The organism is Jiulongibacter sediminis (assembly GCF_001306455.1).
Classification (GTDB): Bacteria; Bacteroidota; Bacteroidia; order Cytophagales; family Spirosomataceae; genus Jiulongibacter; species Jiulongibacter sediminis.
In genome coordinates this window covers 1,005,498-1,023,035 of record NZ_LGTQ01000005.1, presented here as the reverse complement: position 1 = coordinate 1,023,035, position 17,538 = coordinate 1,005,498, and the positions used below count along the sequence as shown (strand labels likewise).

Sequence of the window (17,538 nt, the reverse complement as noted above, 5' to 3'; positions counted from 1 at the left end):
TTGTTGTATGCTACTACCTTTTTATAATGACAAGTGTATAGAGGCAGGCCTTGATGAAGCCGGCAGAGGCTGCCTTGCGGGACCTGTCGTTGCCGCTGCTGTCGTACTACCCAATGGGTATGATAATGCTATGCTAAACGACTCCAAACAGCTGGATAAATTATCTCGTAATGAACTAGCTGAAATCATTAAAGCTGAAGCCAGTGCATTTGCCATTGGTATATGTAGCCAAACTGAGATTGATGAAATTAATATCCTTTGGGCCAGCGTGAAAGCCATGCATAAGGCTGTCACACTTTTGGAGGTGAAGCCTGAACATTTGTTGGTTGATGGAAATCGTTTTAAACCTTACTTTGGCATACCCCACACTTGTGTTATAAAGGGAGACGCTAAATATCAAAGTATTGCCGCGGCAAGTATTCTGGCTAAAACCTATCGGGATGATCTAATGGAAAAGTATGCTGAGAGGTATCCTCAATACGGTTGGGAGCAAAATGCCGGATATCCGACACCAAAACATAGGGCGGCTATCAAGGAGTTCGGAATTACAGATCTTCACAGGAAAACCTTCCGCCTTTTGAAAGATTAAACCTCATTTTCGGTTTGAAATTGCTCCAGGTAATTTTTGAGTTTGAGACTTGATTGATCAAAATTGTATAATTCAAGAATTTGTCTTTTACCAGTTTCACCTTTCTCTTTTCGAAGTTGTTCGTTTTCAATAAAGGTTTTAAGATTGTCAACAACGCCGGAAATATGCATGTATTTTGCTAGTAAACCGGCCTTATCTTTGACAAACTCTGAGCAGCCTCCAGAGTTTTCAAAACCCAGAATGGGCTTTTCGCATAAAGCAGCCTCCAGCATTACCAGTGGAAAAGGATCTTCACGGCTGGAAACCAAAAAAGCATCCAGGGTATTGATGATTTCAACAGCTTTAGGAGTGGGAGGAATGAAAGTAATTTGATTTTCAATGCCCATTTTACGAACATCGTACATAACCTGATCGTAATACTCACCCTCAGGTTTAACACCGATCCAAACAAAATGGACGGAATTAAGCTTTTGAGATGCTTCCTGAGCAATATTGATAAAAATATCAAGACCTTTTCTCCATTCTGCATTGCCACAGGCTCCAACTAAAAATTGGTTCCGAGGTAGTTGAAATTCTTCAAAGATTTGGTCAGAATTTGAGTTTTCAATCACATCAATAACTCTTTCATTATCAATGAAAGAATGAATGACCTTCACTTTATCTTGATTTACGCCATTATTGGCGATCAGATTATCGGCTACGGCCTGAGAACAGGCAATTACACCGTCAGAGAGTTCGAAAAGTCTTCTTTTATCTTCTGTTTCAGCATACATGTTCAGTGAGAATTGCAACTCATGAATATGTGAAATTAAAGGCACTTCAAGTGCCTTTTTGGCAATTACAGCCAAGCCGGCACAGGCGATTGTATTGGCGTAAATTAAGTCAATATCAATTTGCTGATATCGAACTCGGATGTAACTCATTATGGAGTCTTCCGGATTGCCTCCAAAAAGCTTTGACATTCGCCCCTGATTGGATTCAGGAACAGTACTTACGGGGCAAATAGCCTCAAATTCAGGCAAAAGAGGTCCCCATTTAGTCATACACAGCAACTCCATCTCAAAACCTCTTTGCTGGAAATCTTTCATAATGTTGAGCAAAAAAAGCTGAGCACCAGCCCTGTTTGCGTCATGACTTATAAATAGAATACTAGGTTTTGAACGACTCAATTTTATAGGGTTTTGTTGATGATTTGACAGATTCGTTTGACATCTTCCTCCGCCAGATCAGGATATAACGGGAGAGAAAGAACCCTCTGTACCACAGATTCTGAAACCGGACAGATATCCTGGCTGTGCACGTAATCCAATCTGTTCAGCGAAGGATAAAAATAACGCCTCGGATGAATATTTTGTGCTTTAAGCTCATCAATTACCTGATTTGTTATCTCGGCGTTTTCTAAAACAATTGGATAATAGGCGTAATTATACTCAAAGTCAGCCTCTTTTGTTTCAGGCTTTATAAGCTTATTAGAATCAAGAAGAGAATCATAAAGTTCAGAAATTCGCTTTCTTTTGATAATATTTCCAGAAAGATAAGGAAGGTTTGCCAGACCCATGGCGGCATGAAATTCAGAATTTTTACCGTTTATTCCCTGGGTGTAATAATCATCATTTATGTGACCGAAACTCCGGTAAAGCTTAATTTTCTCAAAAAGACCATCATCTTTACACATCACAGAACCACCTTCAATGGTATGAAAAACCTTTGTAGCATGAAAACTACAGGTGGATACATCGCCATAGTTTAAAACAGATTTTCCTCTCAAGCTTGCTCCAAAAGCATGAGCCGCATCATAAATAACTTTAAGTGAATACTTTTTTGCAATAGCTTCAATTTTGTCAACATCACATGGATTTCCGTAAACATGTGTGGCAATAATTGCCTCGGTTTTATCGGTGATTTTATCCTCGATTAAATCAGGGTTGATGTTGAGGTCATGCTCATTGATATCGGCGAAAACAGGTTTACAGTTTTCCCACAAAATAGATGTGGTGGTGGCACAGTAGGAGTAGGGGGTGGTTATTATTTCCCCTTTTAAGTCTAAAGCTTTTATAGCCAACTGGATCGCAATGGTTCCATTGCTGACAAAAAGAAAGTTCTGATAATTCAGGAAGTCTTTTAATTCTGCTTCAAGTTTTTGAAGAATAGGGCCATTGTTGGTCAACCAATGCGACTCCCAGATTTGGTCAAGGTATTTCTGATATTCTTCTTTGGGCGGTAAAAAGGTCTTGGTGACAAAAATGCTCACAAACGGCCGGCTTTAAGGTGAAGACCAAAATTAAAGAATGAAAGGAAATAAGTGCTTATTCGGCCAGTTCTTTTTGCCAGCTCTTCACTTTGAGGTGCATTGGTCTGATAGCTCCGGGCCATTTACCAAGGTATTCAGAGTTTTCTCTGAAGTCATGAATATCAAATTGCAGAGCTTCATCAAATACAAAAAGTGGCTTCAGGCCATCTTGAACTACCATTAAGGAGATGAAGTAAGATCCATCATTAAGAAAATCTCCCGGAATTCTAAACTCCGATGAAACAATCCCCTTGCTAAAGCTTTGGCTTTCATTGGCCATGTTAAAAATGCACTCCCCGGTCATAGAATAAAGGAAAACGCTTAGGTTAAGGTTCGCCCCTTCCAAATCATTCCAGAATTCATATTCAATTTTCAACGGAATTCTTGTGGTTAACTGTATCCCGCTTTCCAGGCCTTCGTCAGAAGTAAGTTCAACTCTTTTGGCGTAGATGCCGTTTTCGCCTGGGGCATCGGAGATGTCAATCCATTCTTGTTTGATCTTGAACGAGGATACCTTTTGAATGTAATTATTAATCACATTTTTGATAGGACCGTGGTCAATGAGCTCTCCCTTATTTAGAAAGGCTCCTTTATTACAAAGGCTTTCTACGGCGGTGAGATTATGACTCACAAAAAGGATGGTTCTTCCACTTTTCGAGACGTCCCTCATTTTACCGATACTTTTCTTTTGAAAATCAGCATCGCCTACGGCCAGAACTTCATCTACAACAAGAATTTCTGGCTCTAAATGAGCGGCAATGGCAAAACCCAGACGAACATACATTCCACTGGAATAACGCTTAACAGGCGTATCCAGAAATTTTTGGATACCAGCAAACTCCACAATATTGTCAAATTGCTGATTAATCTCGTATTTCCTCATGCCAAGAATTGAGCCATTGAGGTATATATTTTCACGACCCGTTAACTCTGGATGAAATCCGGTACCAACTTCAAGAAGGCTGGCCATTCGCCCCGTTATTTTAATCTCTCCACTTGTTGGGGCTGTAATTCTGCTCAAAAGCTTCAGGAGTGTAGATTTACCGGCACCATTTGAGCCAATTAAGCCAAGTCTGTCACCTTGTTCTACTTTCAGGTTGATATCCTTCAAAGCCCAGAAAAGCTCTTTTTTAGATGCTTTTTTTCCTCTGAAAACAGAGTTCGTAAAGTTGACAATGTCATCTCTAAGGGTGTTTCCCTTGTTAAGCTTATGCTTAATGACATAACTCTTTGAGGCATTATTGATTTCTATTACCGACATCCTTTAAATATAATCTACAAAAGAGTTTTCGTGCTTTCTGAAGAAGCGAATTGAAATAAAAACACTGACAATACAGAAAACAACCAGTGGTATAAAACTATCCCAGTTAAACTGAGCGTGCTCGCCGAGTAAAGCCCATCGGAGACCATCTATGGCCCCTACAGCGGGATTCAAAACATACAAATTATAGGTCCAGTCACCCATCACTTTGTCAGTGGTGTACAAAACAGGAGAAATGAAAAGTCCGAAACTAAGGACAAAAGGAATTAACTGGCCTATATCCCGGTATTTCACATTTAAAACGGCGGCGAAAAGTCCGATGCCTGTTGTGGCTAAATAGGCCAGAACCACAAAAAGAACAGTGAATATGATTTTTATTTCGGGGAACAAACCATAATAAAAGCTAAACCCGAAAAAAACGATTAGCCCTATCAGAAAGTCAAGCAAACCCAGAAAAAAAGAACTGAACGGAATAATAATTCTGGGGAAGAAAACCTTGGCGACCAGATTATTATTGGTAACAATACTTAAGCTGATATTCAGTAAAGATTGAGAGAAAAATAACCAAAGGATAGTTCCGGGAAGAATGATGAGGATGTAAGGGATCTCTGAATTAGCTCCAAGATTTCCGATTTTGTTAACCCCAAAAACATAAACCAGGGAGGAGATTAAAGGGCGTAGTATACTCCAAAGAACACCGAAAATGGTTTGTTTATACCTGACCATAATGTCTCTTTTGGCCAGAATCCAAAAGAGCTCTCGATAATCAAAAACCTCTTTCCAGTATTCAATGAAAGAAGGTTTAGCGGTTATTACTCTTACTTTTTCGCTTTTCAAAGATGATAATTTTAGGGCTTCATGATCTGCTTATAAGCATCCACAATAACAAGCGTTAAAATAGTTAATACCAAAGCCGCAAGACTAGCCAGTTTGACATCAAGGCCTTCACGGTTAAAATCTTTCTCAAGAGGAAGTCTCGTTTCTTCCACAATTGTAAAAATCGGAGTTTGCTCAAGTATGACTCTTTCCAGGCCTTCAATGGTGGCCAGTTGAGTGACATATTGATTGGAAAGAAAGTTTGACTTTCTGTTCGCCTGAGTTTCCTGCATTCTCCCCAAAGGGTCTATGAAATTCGGGTTTTGAAGAGCCAACTGAGCTGTACGACTGTCTGTTGAAAGAAGATCTTGTTCTAACTTCTTAAGTCTTTTTTCCTGAATCTTCAGAAGCTCTCGAGTTTTCTTGGTTTTCATTTCCACATAAAACTCTTCTGTCGTTTCCAAAACGGTCTCTACCCATTTTTTGGTGAGCTTTTCGTCTGACAAAAGAGCGGAAAGTACCATGATACTATTCGTTCCTTTTGCAAGATCGAGGTATGTGGCATCCCTCAGTTTCTCATAAATGGTGTTTATGATTTGGTTCTCGAGAATGGTAAAGTCCTTTGGTTCCTTTTTCTCAAAAGTATAATTAATAGCTGCTGTAAACGGTTTGTGGAATAAATCACCACCCCATTCCTTTTCCGCTATGTCACTGCTATCGGCAACATAATTGATCATGAGCAAGGTATCACCATCCACCTCAACCTCTTTCATTAGAGCCCTTTCAATTACGGCTCTTGATCTTACAATTGTGGGGAAATTCTGACTGGTGAAGAGTTCTCCACTCGAAGCACCCTGTGAACCCATTAGGCCCAGGGTACTGGCAAGACCTCCAAACTGGCTCATTTGAGTGCTGCCTCCCAACTCCAGATTAAAAATAATAACACCACGATAGTTAAACTCTTCATCCACAAAATAATCATGAATGAGGCCTGCAATAGCTCCTAATAGCAGGGCAGAGCACCAAATTTTCCATTTGGTAAAAAGCAGCTTAAAAAAGCCGAACGTTTTTACCAGAAGTTCTTTGGTAGAAACCTGAGTATCTATTGAGCTTTTTGTTTCCATTAACAATTAATTAGTACCAGATGACGGTGCAGGAGTGTTAAGCTTTACCAAGCTGTAAATTGTAAAAATCGTACCTAATGTGGCACTCAAGGTTCCAAGGATACTACCAAAGGCAGTTAATTGCTCAGCACCATTTTGAGCCTTTTCAGGAATGATAATTTCTGAGCCCGGCTGTACTTTAGGGTAGATATTGAAAACAAGGAATTTTCGTGTTCTATCTATTGAACCGTTTGGATACCTTACGTAAGCCTTTCTTTTGAAAGATTGTTTAGTAAATCCACCTGCACCACTTATATAATCTACAAAATTGTTGTTTGAAGCGTATTTAACACTGGTTGGGTAAAGCACTTCGCCCTGAACACGAACGGTCTCCAAAGCCTGAGGAATTCTGATAATATCTCCGTCACGAAGAATTAGGTCTTCATCAGAGCCTGGGTTTCTTAAAATTTTCGATAGATTGATACCAATGGACTCTTCAATAGTTTCATCCACTTCATCAAGTTCAATGATCTGACTGTCATCTGCGGCTCCTGCGAGATCTTCATAGGCTTGACGACGTTGTTCTAGTTCCACTTCCGAAAGTACTATTGTTCTGATCAAAGTAGCTCCAGGTATATAAGCTTGAAGTGTTAAACCACCTGCTCTTTTGATAACATCGCTTATTCTTTCTTCTTTGCTCTCAATTCCGTATTTGGCCGGATAAAAAACCTCACCCTGAATGTCTACAAATTTTTGCTCTTCATAATTGGGTGAACGTCTTACAAAGATTTCATCGTAAGGCTGTAGCACAATGTTTTGACGTCCACTTACTACTTCAAGATCCGGTGTAACCTCGAGATTGATGATTTCTGAAATCTGAGCATTTGCTTTTGATACATCGACGTTTCTTTTCCTTCTCACGATTTCAACCCGTGACAGGCTTGCAGCTTCGGTAAGACCCCCTACTCTTGCCAATACATCCTCAAGTGTCATATTTCTAGCAAATGGAATTTCTACGCCATCTCCAGCATCCTCATTATTGATAGCTCCGGAAATACGAATGAATGATTCTTCATAAAGATCAAATTTTGACGGAATCATGACCACATCTTCACGCTGAAGTTGGATATCTTCGGCAGTTCCATTGAGAATGTCTCTGTAGTTAACTGAAATATTTGAGCTGGTTAGATCTTCGTTTGTTCTTAGAATTGAAATTCTTCCAATTAAGGCATCCGGTAAAACTCCTTCAGCATTTTCTATTAAGGCCTTAAGCGTAGCATTGCTATTTATGGAATATTCTCCCGGTCGATAAACTGCACCTTCAAGACTAACCAGATTTGTAAACCTATCAATCACCTCACTCACAAAGAGCGAGTCGCCGCTTTGAAGCTTAAATTGACTAAAATTAATTTTAGTAACATCAAGAATCTCCTTCTCTCTCGGGGTGTTTCTGTAAACCTTAACACGATGAGTATAGGCCTTCGGTGAGAAACCTCCTGTGTATACCATCAGGTTTTCAAGTGTTTCTCCATCTGTAGACTCGAAGTAGCCTTTTCTTTTCGTTTCACCGGAAACAGCTACCCGATTTTTAAAGGTAGGTACCTGAATAATGTCCTGGTCTTTCAATAGTCTGTTGCTATCAGAGTACCCTTTAATAAGCACATCATAGAGGTCAAGGGTAGCAATAACCTTATTATCACGAATCAATTTGACCTCTCTGAACGAACCCAATTCGTTTGGCCCGCCTGCACGATAAAGAGCATTGAAAATGGAATTGAGAGAGCTCATTGTGTAGGTGCCGGGTGCTATAACCTCACCTGTAATAGTAACCTTTATACTTCTCACGTCTCCCAATGAAACTCTGAGTTTTGTAGTTCCTGTGCTAAAACCAGCAATTGTGTTTGATAAGGCCTTTCTGATATTGGCCTCAGCCTCCTCAAAGGGTAGTCCCCCAACCTTTATGGCACCGGCTCGATTCAAAGTGACATATCCATCAGCATTGATCACAACTTCTTGCTGGGATTGTGTGTAAGCACCGTAAACATCAATGATAAGATGGTCGTTGCTCCCTAGAACATAGTTGTTAGGCGTAGGGATGTTCAGAACGCTATTAGGGTCAAAAGTTCTTCCATTAAAAAGCTTGTAACCAAAGATTTTTCTCCTGAAGTCTTCAAGAGCGAGGTCTTCTGTTTCGCGTTCTTCCAGGGCTACTCTAACAGAATCCTCATGAGTCATAGCTTGCTCATCTTCTTCTGTCATTTCAGTCGTTCTAATACCATCGCCGGTAGGAAGAGTGCCTGTTCTGGTTGGAGTGGTTTGGCCTGGATAGTTGCCAACCGGATATCCATTAGGGTAACCTGGAATTCCTCCCGTTTGAGGGTAGCCTTGTGGATAACCGGCAGGATATTGGGCTGAAGCCCAAAATGTGGAAAAAGTACAAATCAATATGCTAATTAGAACTTTCGGGAGTCGAACTGAATTCCTAACTTTGGACAGTTTCATAGAAAGACTTTAAATAAACTATTTAACCGGTTTGAGGTTTGGTTTAGTATTAATTTCGTGCAAAATAACGGAACATTTTCGGTTTTGAGAAATTGGACTTCATTTTAAATATTTCTGGAAAGCCATACATAATCTGTACCCTTAAAACTATCGCATAAACCAAAATGAGTGAAGCTCAATACAATGAAGACAGTATCCGGTCACTAGACTGGAAAGAACATATTAGATTAAGACCCGGAATGTACATCGGTAAGTTAGGTGACGGAGCCTCTGCCGATGATGGTATTTATGTGCTTCTGAAAGAGGTGGTTGATAACAGTATTGATGAATATGCGATGGGCCATGGTAAAAGTATCAATATCCGAATTTCAGAGGATGGTAAGGTTACTGTAAGAGACTATGGACGCGGCATCCCTCTCGGGAAAGTGGTGGATGTGGTTTCAAAAATCAACACAGGAGCCAAATATGACAGCAAAGCTTTTCAAAAGTCTGTAGGTCTTAATGGAGTTGGTACCAAGGCTGTGAATGCCCTTTCTACGTATTTCAAAGTTCAGGCTTTTCGTGATGGTAAAACTGCCTGGGCTGAGTTTAACAAAGGGGAGGTAACCCAGGAGTCAAAAGAAGAAACTACCGATGAAAAAAACGGGACGCTTATTGAGTTTGTACCTGACAACACTGTTTTCAAAAACTACCATTATATACCACAATATGTTGAAAACCTGATCTGGAACTATTGCTACCTCAATGCCGGATTGACCATAAACTTTAACCGGAGGAAATATTTCTCTCAAAACGGACTGCTTGATTTGCTTTCGCGAAAAACTGACGAAGAAAGTAACCGTTATCCAATCATCCACCTAAAAGGGGAAGATATTGAGCTGGCTATGACGCATGGCAATCAGTACGGTGAAGAATATTCCTCTTTTGTCAATGGTCAAAACACCACTCAGGGTGGAACTCACCTTTCTGCATTCAAAGAGGCAATAGTAAAGACAATCAGAGATCATTATGGGAAAGACTATGCAGCTGAAGATGTCAGAGCTTCTGTTATTGGTGCTATCTCAATAAGAGTTCAGGAACCTGTTTTTGAGTCACAAACCAAAACTAAACTAGGTTCAGTCAATATTGCTCCTGACGAGAACTCGCAAACGGTTCGTTCTTTTATCAATGACTTTGTTAAAGAACATCTGGATAACTTCCTTCACATGAATTCAGAGACTAAAGAGGCTCTGAAGAGGCGAATAGAGCAGTCCGAACGTGAACGAAAAGAACTGGCAGGTGTAAAAAAACTGGCAAATGAGCGAGCTAAAAAAGCCAACTTGCACAATAAGAAACTGAGGGACTGTAAATATCACCTTACTGATCAAAAATACGAAGACAGACTGGAGACTACTCTCTTTATAACAGAAGGAGACTCGGCTTCAGGCTCAATCACTAAAGCCAGGAATCCAAACACACAGGCTGTCTTCAGTTTAAGAGGTAAGCCGTTAAATTGTTTTGGTTTATCAAAAAAAGTGGTTTATGAAAACGAAGAATTCAATTTACTTCAGCATGCTCTTGACATAGAAGCTGGAATGGAAGGGCTGCGGTATAATCAGGTGGTTATTGCTACCGATGCGGATGTTGATGGCTCTCATATCAGATTACTTCTTTTGACATTCTTTCTTCAGTTCTTTCCTGATATTGTGAGAGAGGGACACCTTTATATCCTTCAAACACCTTTATTCAGAGTTCGTAACAAGAAAAAAACGATCTACTGCTATTCAGATGAGGAGCGTCAAAAGGCCATAAAGGAACTTGGTGGGAAACCAGAGATTACCCGATTTAAAGGATTGGGTGAGATTTCACCTGGGGAATTTGAAGAGTTCATCGGAGAAGATATCCGACTTGATCCGGTTATTCTGGAGAAAGAGTCAGCGGTTTCCAAGATATTGGGATATTTCATGGGTAAGAACACTCCTGAGCGTCAGAAGTTCATCATTGAAAACCTCAAAATTGAGAAAGACGTTGTGGATGAAAACGGTGAGTTGATTCCTGAGGAAGAGGAGACTGAGCTGGAAGAAGCAGCATAACATTCAACAAACTAAACTATATGAAAAAGCTGGCTCTGCATTGGCAGATCATTATCGGAATGGTAACCGGAGTACTTTTTGGTGCTCTAATTCTAAATTTTGACTGGGGAAAACAGTTTACCATTGACTGGGTCAAACCTTTTGGTACACTCTTTATCAATTCCTTAAAGCTCATCGCCATTCCACTGATAGTGGCCTCCTTAGTGAAAGGTGTTTCTGATCTGAATGACATCAGCCAGCTTTCTAAAATGGGGACAAGAACCATTGGTATTTATCTGATAACAACAGTTATTGCTATCACCGTTGGTCTGTTGATGGTTAATGTAATTGAACCAGGTGGTTTCATTGATGAAGGAACCCGTACAGATATGATGGAGAGTTTCTCAGGAGAGGCCGGAAATAGGATAGCTTCTGCTGCTGAAACCAAAGAACGTGGTCCATTGGCAGCTTTAGTTGATATCATCCCGGATAATATCATCGGTGCTATGTCTTCTAATGGAAATATGCTGCAGGTGATCTTTTTTGTCGTCTTTTTTGGCATCGGAATCATTTTGATAGAGCCAGAAAAGTCAAAGCCGGTTAAAGATTTTTTTGACGGGCTTAATGAGGTTATCCTTAAAATGATTGACCTGATCATGCTTACAGCTCCGTTCGGAGTTTTTGCTCTGTTGGCCGCTCTGGTGGTAGAGGCACCATCAGCAGATGTCTTTTTGGCCCTAGGAGCATATGCCCTTACCGTGGTTTTGGGTTTAGGTTTCATGCTTTTTATTCTTTACCCTACGGCTGTAAAGCTTTTTGCGGGGCTAAGCTATCGCCAGTTCATGAATGGTATTTCTCCGGCTCAGTTACTTGCTTTTTCCACCAGTTCAAGTGCTGCTACTTTACCGGTAACTATGGAAAGGGTTGAGGAGCACCTTGGTGTTGATAAGGATGTGTCTTCTTTTGTTTTACCCGTTGGAGCTACCATTAATATGGATGGTACCAGTTTATATCAGGGAGTTGCAGCTGTTTTTATAGCCCAGGTTTTCGGAAACGATCTTACCATGGGTGATCAGTTGGCGATTGTTCTCACCGCAACCTTGGCCTCCATAGGTACTGCCGCTGTACCCGGAGCAGGAATTTTAATGTTGGTCATAGTTTTAGAGTCGATTGGTGTGAATCCCGCAGGAATTGCTCTTATTTTTGCCGTCGATAGACCACTGGACATGATAAGAACCTCTGTTAATGTGACGAGTGATGCCACTGTGGCATTGCTGGTCGGTAAAAGTTTAGGGAAAATTCATGAACCCCATGTCAAAAACTGGGACGATAATTACAAAAAAGAAGAAGGAAAGTGAACTTAGACGATCTAAGGAAAGGTATCGATAGCATTGATAGTCAATTATTAGAATTGCTCAATCAACGCATGGAATTGGTAAAACAGGTTGGTGATCTCAAGAGAGAAACCAAAACAGTAATTTACCGACCAGAAAGAGAAAAGGAAATCGTCAGCAGATTGGCTGCTGAGAGCAAAGGTGCCCTTGATCAAAAGGCTATCGAGGCTATTTTTCTTGAGATTTTTGCCACTGCCCGTAATATCGAATTGCCGGAAAAAGTGGCTTATATGGGCCCTGAAGGTAGTTTTACTCATCAGGCTGCTGAGAGCCGCTTCGGAGCACTGAGTGAATATATTATGCTCCCTTCAATTCAGGCTGTTTTTGAGTCGGTTGATACGGAGAGAGCACGTTTTGGTGTTATTCCCATTGAAAACAATCAGGCTGGTATCGTTTATGAGACGGTTGACCTTCTCAATGAAATGGATGTTAGCATTGTGGCCGAATTAAAAATTCCAATTCATTTTGCTCTGGCTTCCGTGGCTAATCATCTCACTGATATTAAGAGAATCTATTCAAAAGATATTGCTTTTCGTCAATGCCGTAGTTTTCTCAATAAGTATTTTGAGCAGCAGGGAATTGAGGAAATACAGGTAGAATCTACTTCAAAAGCGGCTAAGATGGCCTTTAATGATCCTGAGAGTGCTGCCATTTGTTCTGAGATTGCTGCTAAACTCTTTGGTTTACCCATGGTATTCCAAAATATTGAAGACAGTAGTAATAACAGAACGCGATTCTTTATTCTTGCCAAAAACTTTGAGAATCAGCCAAGCGGCAATGATAAAACCACGATGATTGCCCGCTTACCGCATACGGAGAACCCCGGCGTTTTAGCAGACTTCCTGACCGACTTTAAGGAACAGGAGATCAATATTTCAAAAATTGAAAGCAGACCTTATAAAGGCAGTCAGGAGTTTAATTTCTGGTTTTTCCTGGAAGTAGGAGGGTATTATAAAGATGAAAAACTTAGCAAGATCATTGAGAAGCACCAGGATCATATTAAGGTTTTGGGTAGTTATGTGAGAAATATCTAACTAAGTAGTTCTCTTGCTTTCTCACAATCGGCTTTGATTTGCCCTACAAGTTGATCAACACTGGCAAATTTAGTTTCCGGACGAATGAAATCGGCGATTTCAACCCTTAAGGTTTCGCCGTATATATCATCGTTAAAATCCAGAATATGGACTTCCTGAGTGATGCCTTTTCCGTCCACGGTTGGTCTTTCTCCAATATTCATGACCCCTTGAAAAGACCGTCCGCGGAGGTAAACGTGAACAGCATAAACGCCGTTTGAGGGAATGAGCTTATACTTTTTAGCAACATGAACATTGGCTGTGGGAAAACCGATGGTTCTGCCCAGCTGCCTTCCTTTTTTGACTAAACCCTCAAATGAATATGGCCGACCCAAGAGCCCGTTTGCAATTAAAATATCTCCATTATTTAGTGCCTCACGAATCTTAGTTGAACTGATTGTCAAACTCTCAATTTCCTGACGAGGAATTTCAACAAGATCAATTTTAAAGCGATGGGCGTTGTTTTTGAGATAATCAAATCCACCTTCACGGTTTTTACCGAAACGATGATCGTAACCGATAACCAGTGTTTGTGTTCCAATTCCAGAAATCAGAACATCTTCAACGTATTTTTCAGAACTTAATTCAGAAAATTCACGGGTGAAGGGAAGAACAACGAGATGGTCTATCCCAAGGTTTTCAAGTAACTCAATTTTCTCATCGAGAGTACTAAGGAGCTTTATTTTCTGATCGTATGGTGAAACAATGAGTCTGGGGTGAGGCCAGAAGGTTAGCACTACACTTTCTCCTCCGGTTTTGGCCGCAGTTTCTTTCAACATTGAAATGATTTTCCCATGCCCCAAATGCACACCATCAAAGGTACCACTGGTTACCACGGCATTTTTCAATGCTTTAAATTCACTCAGGCTTTTATAGACTTTCACGCAATTCTTTGATTTTGTCGGCGAGTTCAATCACACCTTCGGCATCATCAACAGAAAATTCACCGATACGGGTTCGCCGAAGCTCTGACATATAAGCCCCGCTTTTCAGAGCTTTACCGAAATCTGAAACCAGGCTCCTGATGTAAGTGCCTTTGCTGCAAACGACTCTAAAACTAACTTCCGGAAAGTTTGAGGTATCGATATCGAACTCTTTTATTTCAACAGTTCTGCTTTTGAGTTTAATCTCTTCTCCTTTACGGGCGGCCTCATAAGCTCTTTTTCCTTTAACCTTTACTGCTGAGTGTACAGGTGGAGTTTGTTCTATGAAGCCGGTAAAACTTTGTCGGGCGGATTCTAAATCCTCTTCTGAGATATGCTCTACTGGAAATTCACCATCAAATTCAGTTTCTAAATCTACTGACGGAGTAGTTTTTCCCAGAACCAGTTTACCTGTATACTCTTTTTCCTGAGCCTGAAAGGTATCTATTTGCTTCGTTTTCTTGCCCGCACACAATATTAAAAGCCCTGTGGCAAGCGGATCTAAAGTGCCAGCGTGACCTACTTTTTTGAACTTGCCGGAATAGCGGATTTTGTTCACTACGTCAAAAGAGGTCCATTCTAATGGTTTATCAACCAATATTACACAGCCTTGCTCGTCAAAATAATCCATTAAATATTGAGGTCGTAGCCTAAGGCTACCAGAAGTAAAATGATAAGACCTACTACGATACGATAGTAACCAAAAACTTTAAAACCGTATTTCTGTAAGTAGCTGATAAAAAACTTAATGGCTGCGAGAGCAACAAGAAATGCCACTACATTGCCTATAACCAGAAGTTGAATCTCTTCAGAAGAAAAACTTAAAGTTTCATCAAGATACGCTTTGAGCATTTTGTATGCTGAAGCTGCAAACATGGTAGGTACCGCAAGGAAAAAAGAAAATTCAGCAGAAGATTTCCGGGTTAATCCCTGAGTCATACCACCAATAATCGAAGCAGCAGAACGTGAAACACCAGGAATCATAGCGATACATTGAAAGAAGCCGATTTTCAAAGCAGTGCCGTAAGATACCTCGTCATGCTGTTCTTTTCCTTCAAAAACTTTATCAATGAAAATGAGCACTATACCACCCAGGACCAGCATAATGGCTACAACGATGACACTTTCCAGAAGCATATCAATGTAATCATTGAGTAAAAAACCAATGACAGCTGCCGGTAAAAAGGCATAGATTAGTTTGTAGTAAAATTGCAGCGACTGGACAAAACGTTTCCAGTAGAGTGCAATTACAGAAATAATAGCTCCAAACTGAATGTTGACCTCAAAAAGCTTAGTAAAATTATCATTGTCAATACCCATAAAGGATGAGGCAATGATCATGTGACCGGTAGAGCTGATGGGTAGAAACTCGGTAATACCCTCAATAATAGCGAGGATAATCGCTTGAATAGAATCCATTTATGGTAAGATATCAGGCTTTTTTCTTAAGAATAGCATAAAGCTCGATCATAAAACCGAGGAAAACGACAATTGGACCAAGAGTGATGCCCATAAAACCAAAACCGAACTCTTCTTTATCTTGAGTCATGATGAAGAAACCGATGATAATTACAGCTATACCAATAAGCATGAAGCGGTAATTAGATTTTCCAAAAGCTAACTCTGAAGCTGCTGCGGAGTCAGTTGAGACTACTTTTGCTTTTGGAGACTCGTCGATGACGGCATCCACCTTTGTTTCGGGTTTTGAGTTTTTTCTATTCTTTTTTGACATTTTTTTATCGATTAATACAGATCGTCCAGATCCACATTTAAATATCTACTTATTGATTGATAGGTGCTTACAACACCAATTAGGGGACCCAAAATTAGTAATATTAGTAGCACGACGGTCATAAGCCCGCTATTTTGTATCAGACTTAAACCTTCCAACTGCTTTAATGCCAATTGCTGGGTAATAAACAACAAAACAGCGGCAATGGCTCCGGCCACAAATCCCTGAATAAGCCCTTTTGTGATAAAAGGTTTTTGAACAAAACCATTTGTAGCACCGACCAACTGCATTGTTCTAATGATAAAGCGTTGAGAATAAAGTGCCAGCTTTATGGTATTGTTGATCAAAAGGATAGTCGCCACTAAAAAAATGAGCACTATAGCCGATAAAATCAAGTAGGCTTTGTTGGCATTCTCTGTTACTCCGTTCACAAAGTCTTTGGCGTAATCCACTTCATATACCCCCGGGTAGGCCTCAATTTTTTTCTTAAATAGGGCCAGCTGACCTTCGCTAAGAATTTCTTCTTTCACCTTCATTGTAAAGGCATCCCGAAAAGGATTATCACCAAGAATATCTTTATAATCTTCATTGGTTTCTGCAAGAAAGGCTTCTGCGGCCTTTTCAGAGGACACAAATGAAATGGTATTTTCCGCACTCTTGGTTTCCAATTCAGGCAAAGCTGCAAAAATACTTTGAAGAGAGTCAATGCTATTTTGAGTAAGGTCATGGTTAAGGTAAACCTGTACCTCAATATTCTGTTTGACGTATCTGATGAGTTCTTTCGATGATAAGGCTACCCATCCGCAGAAGCCAATAAGAAACAAAGCAACGGTTAGACTGACTGTAATCAGTATTCCCGGATAGCTACCTAGTTTCTTGTTTGATCGCATTTATGACCTATGGTTTCAGCAAAGATAAGCGAATGAAAATACTTCAGCGAGCATTTAGTTTTTTTTAAGAATTCGAGTTTTCCTCACGCCATTCAGCAATATTTTCAGGAATATTCTGCTCAATAATATCTGAGACAATCTGAACGATTTCTTCTAATGACTGATCCTCTGTAAAATAGATTGGAGATTTGAACCTGACTTTTAGATTGGTGTTTCGCTTCTTATAACTAAGTCCGGTTTTATTAAAAGCTCGGCGAAAGCCATCAATAACTACGGGTACTACAACGGGGTTATTGTGCTTTATGATATGGGCGGTTCCTTTTCTGATAGGAGCATAGGGGCTGGTAGTGCCCTGTGGAAAGGTAATCACCCAGCCATAATTCAATCCTTTCTCGACGTTATCTCCAGCTGAGGTGTCTACTTCTCTTTGAACATTTTCCCCTTTAGCCCGCCATGACCTTTCCACGAGAATTGCACCAGCAAGGCTGAACATTTTGGGTAGAAAGCCGGATTTCATCGTCTCTTTGGCAGCCACATAAAACGTTTTACCTCTTGGCGAGAAAAGATAGAAAGGGTATAGTTTTCTGAACATTCCCCATTTGGCTGCACAAAAGATATGGTAAAACGTGATGACGTCAGCAAAGTATGTCTGGTGGTTTGAGATGAACAGCACATTACTGTTTGGTAGCTTCTTAAGCTGATCGCCGCCTTCAATAGTAAGTTTGTTGGCAACTGCAATACGCCAATAAGTAGGCCATCCGGCAACAAAAATAATAACTCGCTTTAAGAAAAGAGAATTCCCCCAGGGGTCGGTTTGGAAAAGACCTAAAATGTCAATGTAAGACAGGAAGCGTTTTAAGCCTTGTCTGCTCTCGGGTGGGTCAGGGAGAAAATTTCTTAGGGTTTTTAGCATA

16 protein-coding genes are annotated in these 17,538 nt (G+C 40.4%); 4 read left to right on the top strand and 12 right to left on the bottom strand.

Features of this window, described 5'->3' with window-relative positions; translation table 11 throughout:
• Positions 1-7: 7 nt before the first annotated feature.
• Complete coding sequence (gene rnhB / locus AFM12_RS04520) at positions 8-589, top strand: ribonuclease HII (RefSeq protein WP_055144317.1); 582 nt, start codon at positions 8-10, stop codon at positions 587-589.
• Here rnhB and AFM12_RS04515 read toward each other — a convergent pair.
• Genes AFM12_RS04515 through AFM12_RS04490 form a run of 6 tightly spaced genes read right to left on the bottom strand, consistent with a single transcriptional unit; the run spans position 586 to position 8,561 of the window.
• On the bottom strand, positions 586-1,758 hold the full coding sequence (locus AFM12_RS04515; RefSeq protein ID WP_131458187.1) for a glycosyltransferase family 4 protein: 1,173 nt from the start codon (positions 1,756-1,758) through the stop codon (positions 586-588). The two genes, rnhB and AFM12_RS04515, sit on opposite strands and share 4 nt — an antisense overlap.
• Positions 1,759-1,760: 2 nt before the next feature.
• Complete coding sequence (locus AFM12_RS04510) at positions 1,761-2,840, bottom strand: DegT/DnrJ/EryC1/StrS family aminotransferase (protein ID WP_055144313.1); 1,080 nt, start codon at positions 2,838-2,840, stop codon at positions 1,761-1,763.
• 55 nt (positions 2,841-2,895) lie between these two features.
• Entirely contained in the window at positions 2,896-4,140 is a 1,245-nt protein-coding gene (locus tag AFM12_RS04505) for an ABC transporter ATP-binding protein (protein ID WP_055144311.1), read from the bottom strand.
• Positions 4,141-4,143: 3 nt separating this feature from the next.
• On the bottom strand, positions 4,144-4,977 hold the full coding sequence (locus AFM12_RS04500) for an ABC transporter permease (protein ID WP_055144309.1): 834 nt from the start codon (positions 4,975-4,977) through the stop codon (positions 4,144-4,146).
• Positions 4,978-4,988: 11 nt separating this feature from the next.
• Positions 4,989-6,080, bottom strand: coding sequence for a hypothetical protein (locus AFM12_RS04495; RefSeq protein WP_055144307.1), 1,092 nt, complete (start codon positions 6,078-6,080; stop codon positions 4,989-4,991).
• 6 nt (positions 6,081-6,086) lie between these two features.
• A complete protein-coding gene (locus AFM12_RS04490; protein WP_082391192.1) occupies positions 6,087-8,561 on the bottom strand; it encodes a polysaccharide biosynthesis/export family protein in 2,475 nt (824 codons plus the stop codon).
• Between the two features lie 164 nt (positions 8,562-8,725).
• On the opposite strand from AFM12_RS04490, the gene AFM12_RS04485 reads away from it, so the two are divergent.
• Genes AFM12_RS04485 through pheA form a run of 3 tightly spaced genes read left to right on the top strand, consistent with a single transcriptional unit; the run spans position 8,726 to position 13,040 of the window.
• Entirely contained in the window at positions 8,726-10,633 is a 1,908-nt protein-coding gene (locus AFM12_RS04485) for a DNA topoisomerase IV subunit B (protein ID WP_055144303.1), read from the top strand.
• A gap of 20 nt (positions 10,634-10,653) precedes the next feature.
• Complete coding sequence (locus tag AFM12_RS04480; RefSeq protein WP_055144301.1) at positions 10,654-11,970, top strand: dicarboxylate/amino acid:cation symporter; 1,317 nt, start codon at positions 10,654-10,656, stop codon at positions 11,968-11,970.
• The gene (gene pheA, locus AFM12_RS04475; protein WP_055144299.1) at positions 11,967-13,040 is read left to right on the top strand and encodes a prephenate dehydratase; all 1,074 of its coding nucleotides are present in this window, start codon (positions 11,967-11,969) and stop codon (positions 13,038-13,040) included. Before AFM12_RS04480 ends, pheA begins: the two co-directional genes overlap by 4 nt.
• Here pheA and AFM12_RS04470 read toward each other — a convergent pair.
• The 6 genes from AFM12_RS04470 to AFM12_RS04445 all read right to left on the bottom strand — a co-directional run bounded on the left by AFM12_RS04470 (position 13,037) and on the right by AFM12_RS04445 (position 17,537).
• Positions 13,037-13,963 carry a bifunctional riboflavin kinase/FAD synthetase gene (locus AFM12_RS04470; RefSeq protein ID WP_055144297.1) on the bottom strand — a complete coding sequence of 309 codons (927 nt, stop codon included), beginning with the start codon at positions 13,961-13,963 and terminating at the stop codon, positions 13,037-13,039. The two genes, pheA and AFM12_RS04470, sit on opposite strands and share 4 nt — an antisense overlap.
• Entirely contained in the window at positions 13,950-14,633 is a 684-nt protein-coding gene (gene truB / locus AFM12_RS04465; RefSeq protein WP_055144295.1) for a tRNA pseudouridine(55) synthase TruB, read from the bottom strand. The genes AFM12_RS04470 and truB overlap by 14 nt, the downstream gene beginning before the upstream one ends.
• The gene (locus AFM12_RS04460) at positions 14,633-15,421 is read right to left on the bottom strand and encodes an undecaprenyl-diphosphate phosphatase (RefSeq protein WP_055144293.1); all 789 of its coding nucleotides are present in this window, start codon (positions 15,419-15,421) and stop codon (positions 14,633-14,635) included. Before AFM12_RS04460 ends, truB begins: the two co-directional genes overlap by 1 nt.
• Before the next feature lie 13 nt (positions 15,422-15,434).
• A complete protein-coding gene (locus AFM12_RS04455; protein WP_055144291.1) occupies positions 15,435-15,734 on the bottom strand; it encodes a DUF3098 domain-containing protein in 300 nt (99 codons plus the stop codon).
• An 11-nt stretch (positions 15,735-15,745) separates the two neighbouring features.
• Positions 15,746-16,624, bottom strand: a complete 879-nt coding sequence (locus AFM12_RS04450; protein ID WP_055144289.1) for a cell division protein FtsX — start codon at positions 16,622-16,624, stop codon at positions 15,746-15,748.
• A 64-nt stretch (positions 16,625-16,688) separates the two neighbouring features.
• Complete coding sequence (locus AFM12_RS04445; RefSeq protein ID WP_055144287.1) at positions 16,689-17,537, bottom strand: lysophospholipid acyltransferase family protein; 849 nt, start codon at positions 17,535-17,537, stop codon at positions 16,689-16,691.
• Between the last annotated feature and the right edge of the window lies 1 nt (position 17,538).

Bases quoted from the DNA above. Each gene is read 5' to 3' on its own strand.
- rnhB (WP_055144317.1), top strand. From the start codon at position 8: ATGCTACTACCTTTTTATAATGACAAGTGTATAGAGGCAGGCCTTGAT.
- AFM12_RS04505 (WP_055144311.1), bottom strand. From the start codon at position 4,140: ATGTCGGTAATAGAAATCAATAATGCCTCAAAGAGTTATGTCATTAAG.
- AFM12_RS04495 (WP_055144307.1), bottom strand. From the start codon at position 6,080: ATGGAAACAAAAAGCTCAATAGATACTCAGGTTTCTACCAAAGAACTT.
- AFM12_RS04490 (WP_082391192.1), bottom strand. From the start codon at position 8,561: ATGAAACTGTCCAAAGTTAGGAATTCAGTTCGACTCCCGAAAGTTCTA.
- AFM12_RS04485 (WP_055144303.1), top strand. From the start codon at position 8,726: ATGAGTGAAGCTCAATACAATGAAGACAGTATCCGGTCACTAGACTGG.
- AFM12_RS04480 (WP_055144301.1), top strand. From the start codon at position 10,654: ATGAAAAAGCTGGCTCTGCATTGGCAGATCATTATCGGAATGGTAACC.
- truB (WP_055144295.1), bottom strand. From the start codon at position 14,633: ATGGATTATTTTGACGAGCAAGGCTGTGTAATATTGGTTGATAAACCA.
- AFM12_RS04460 (WP_055144293.1), bottom strand. From the start codon at position 15,421: ATGGATTCTATTCAAGCGATTATCCTCGCTATTATTGAGGGTATTACC.
- AFM12_RS04455 (WP_055144291.1), bottom strand. From the start codon at position 15,734: ATGTCAAAAAAGAATAGAAAAAACTCAAAACCCGAAACAAAGGTGGAT.
- AFM12_RS04450 (WP_055144289.1), bottom strand. From the start codon at position 16,624: ATGCGATCAAACAAGAAACTAGGTAGCTATCCGGGAATACTGATTACA.
- AFM12_RS04445 (WP_055144287.1), bottom strand. From the start codon at position 17,537: ATGCTAAAAACCCTAAGAAATTTTCTCCCTGACCCACCCGAGAGCAGA.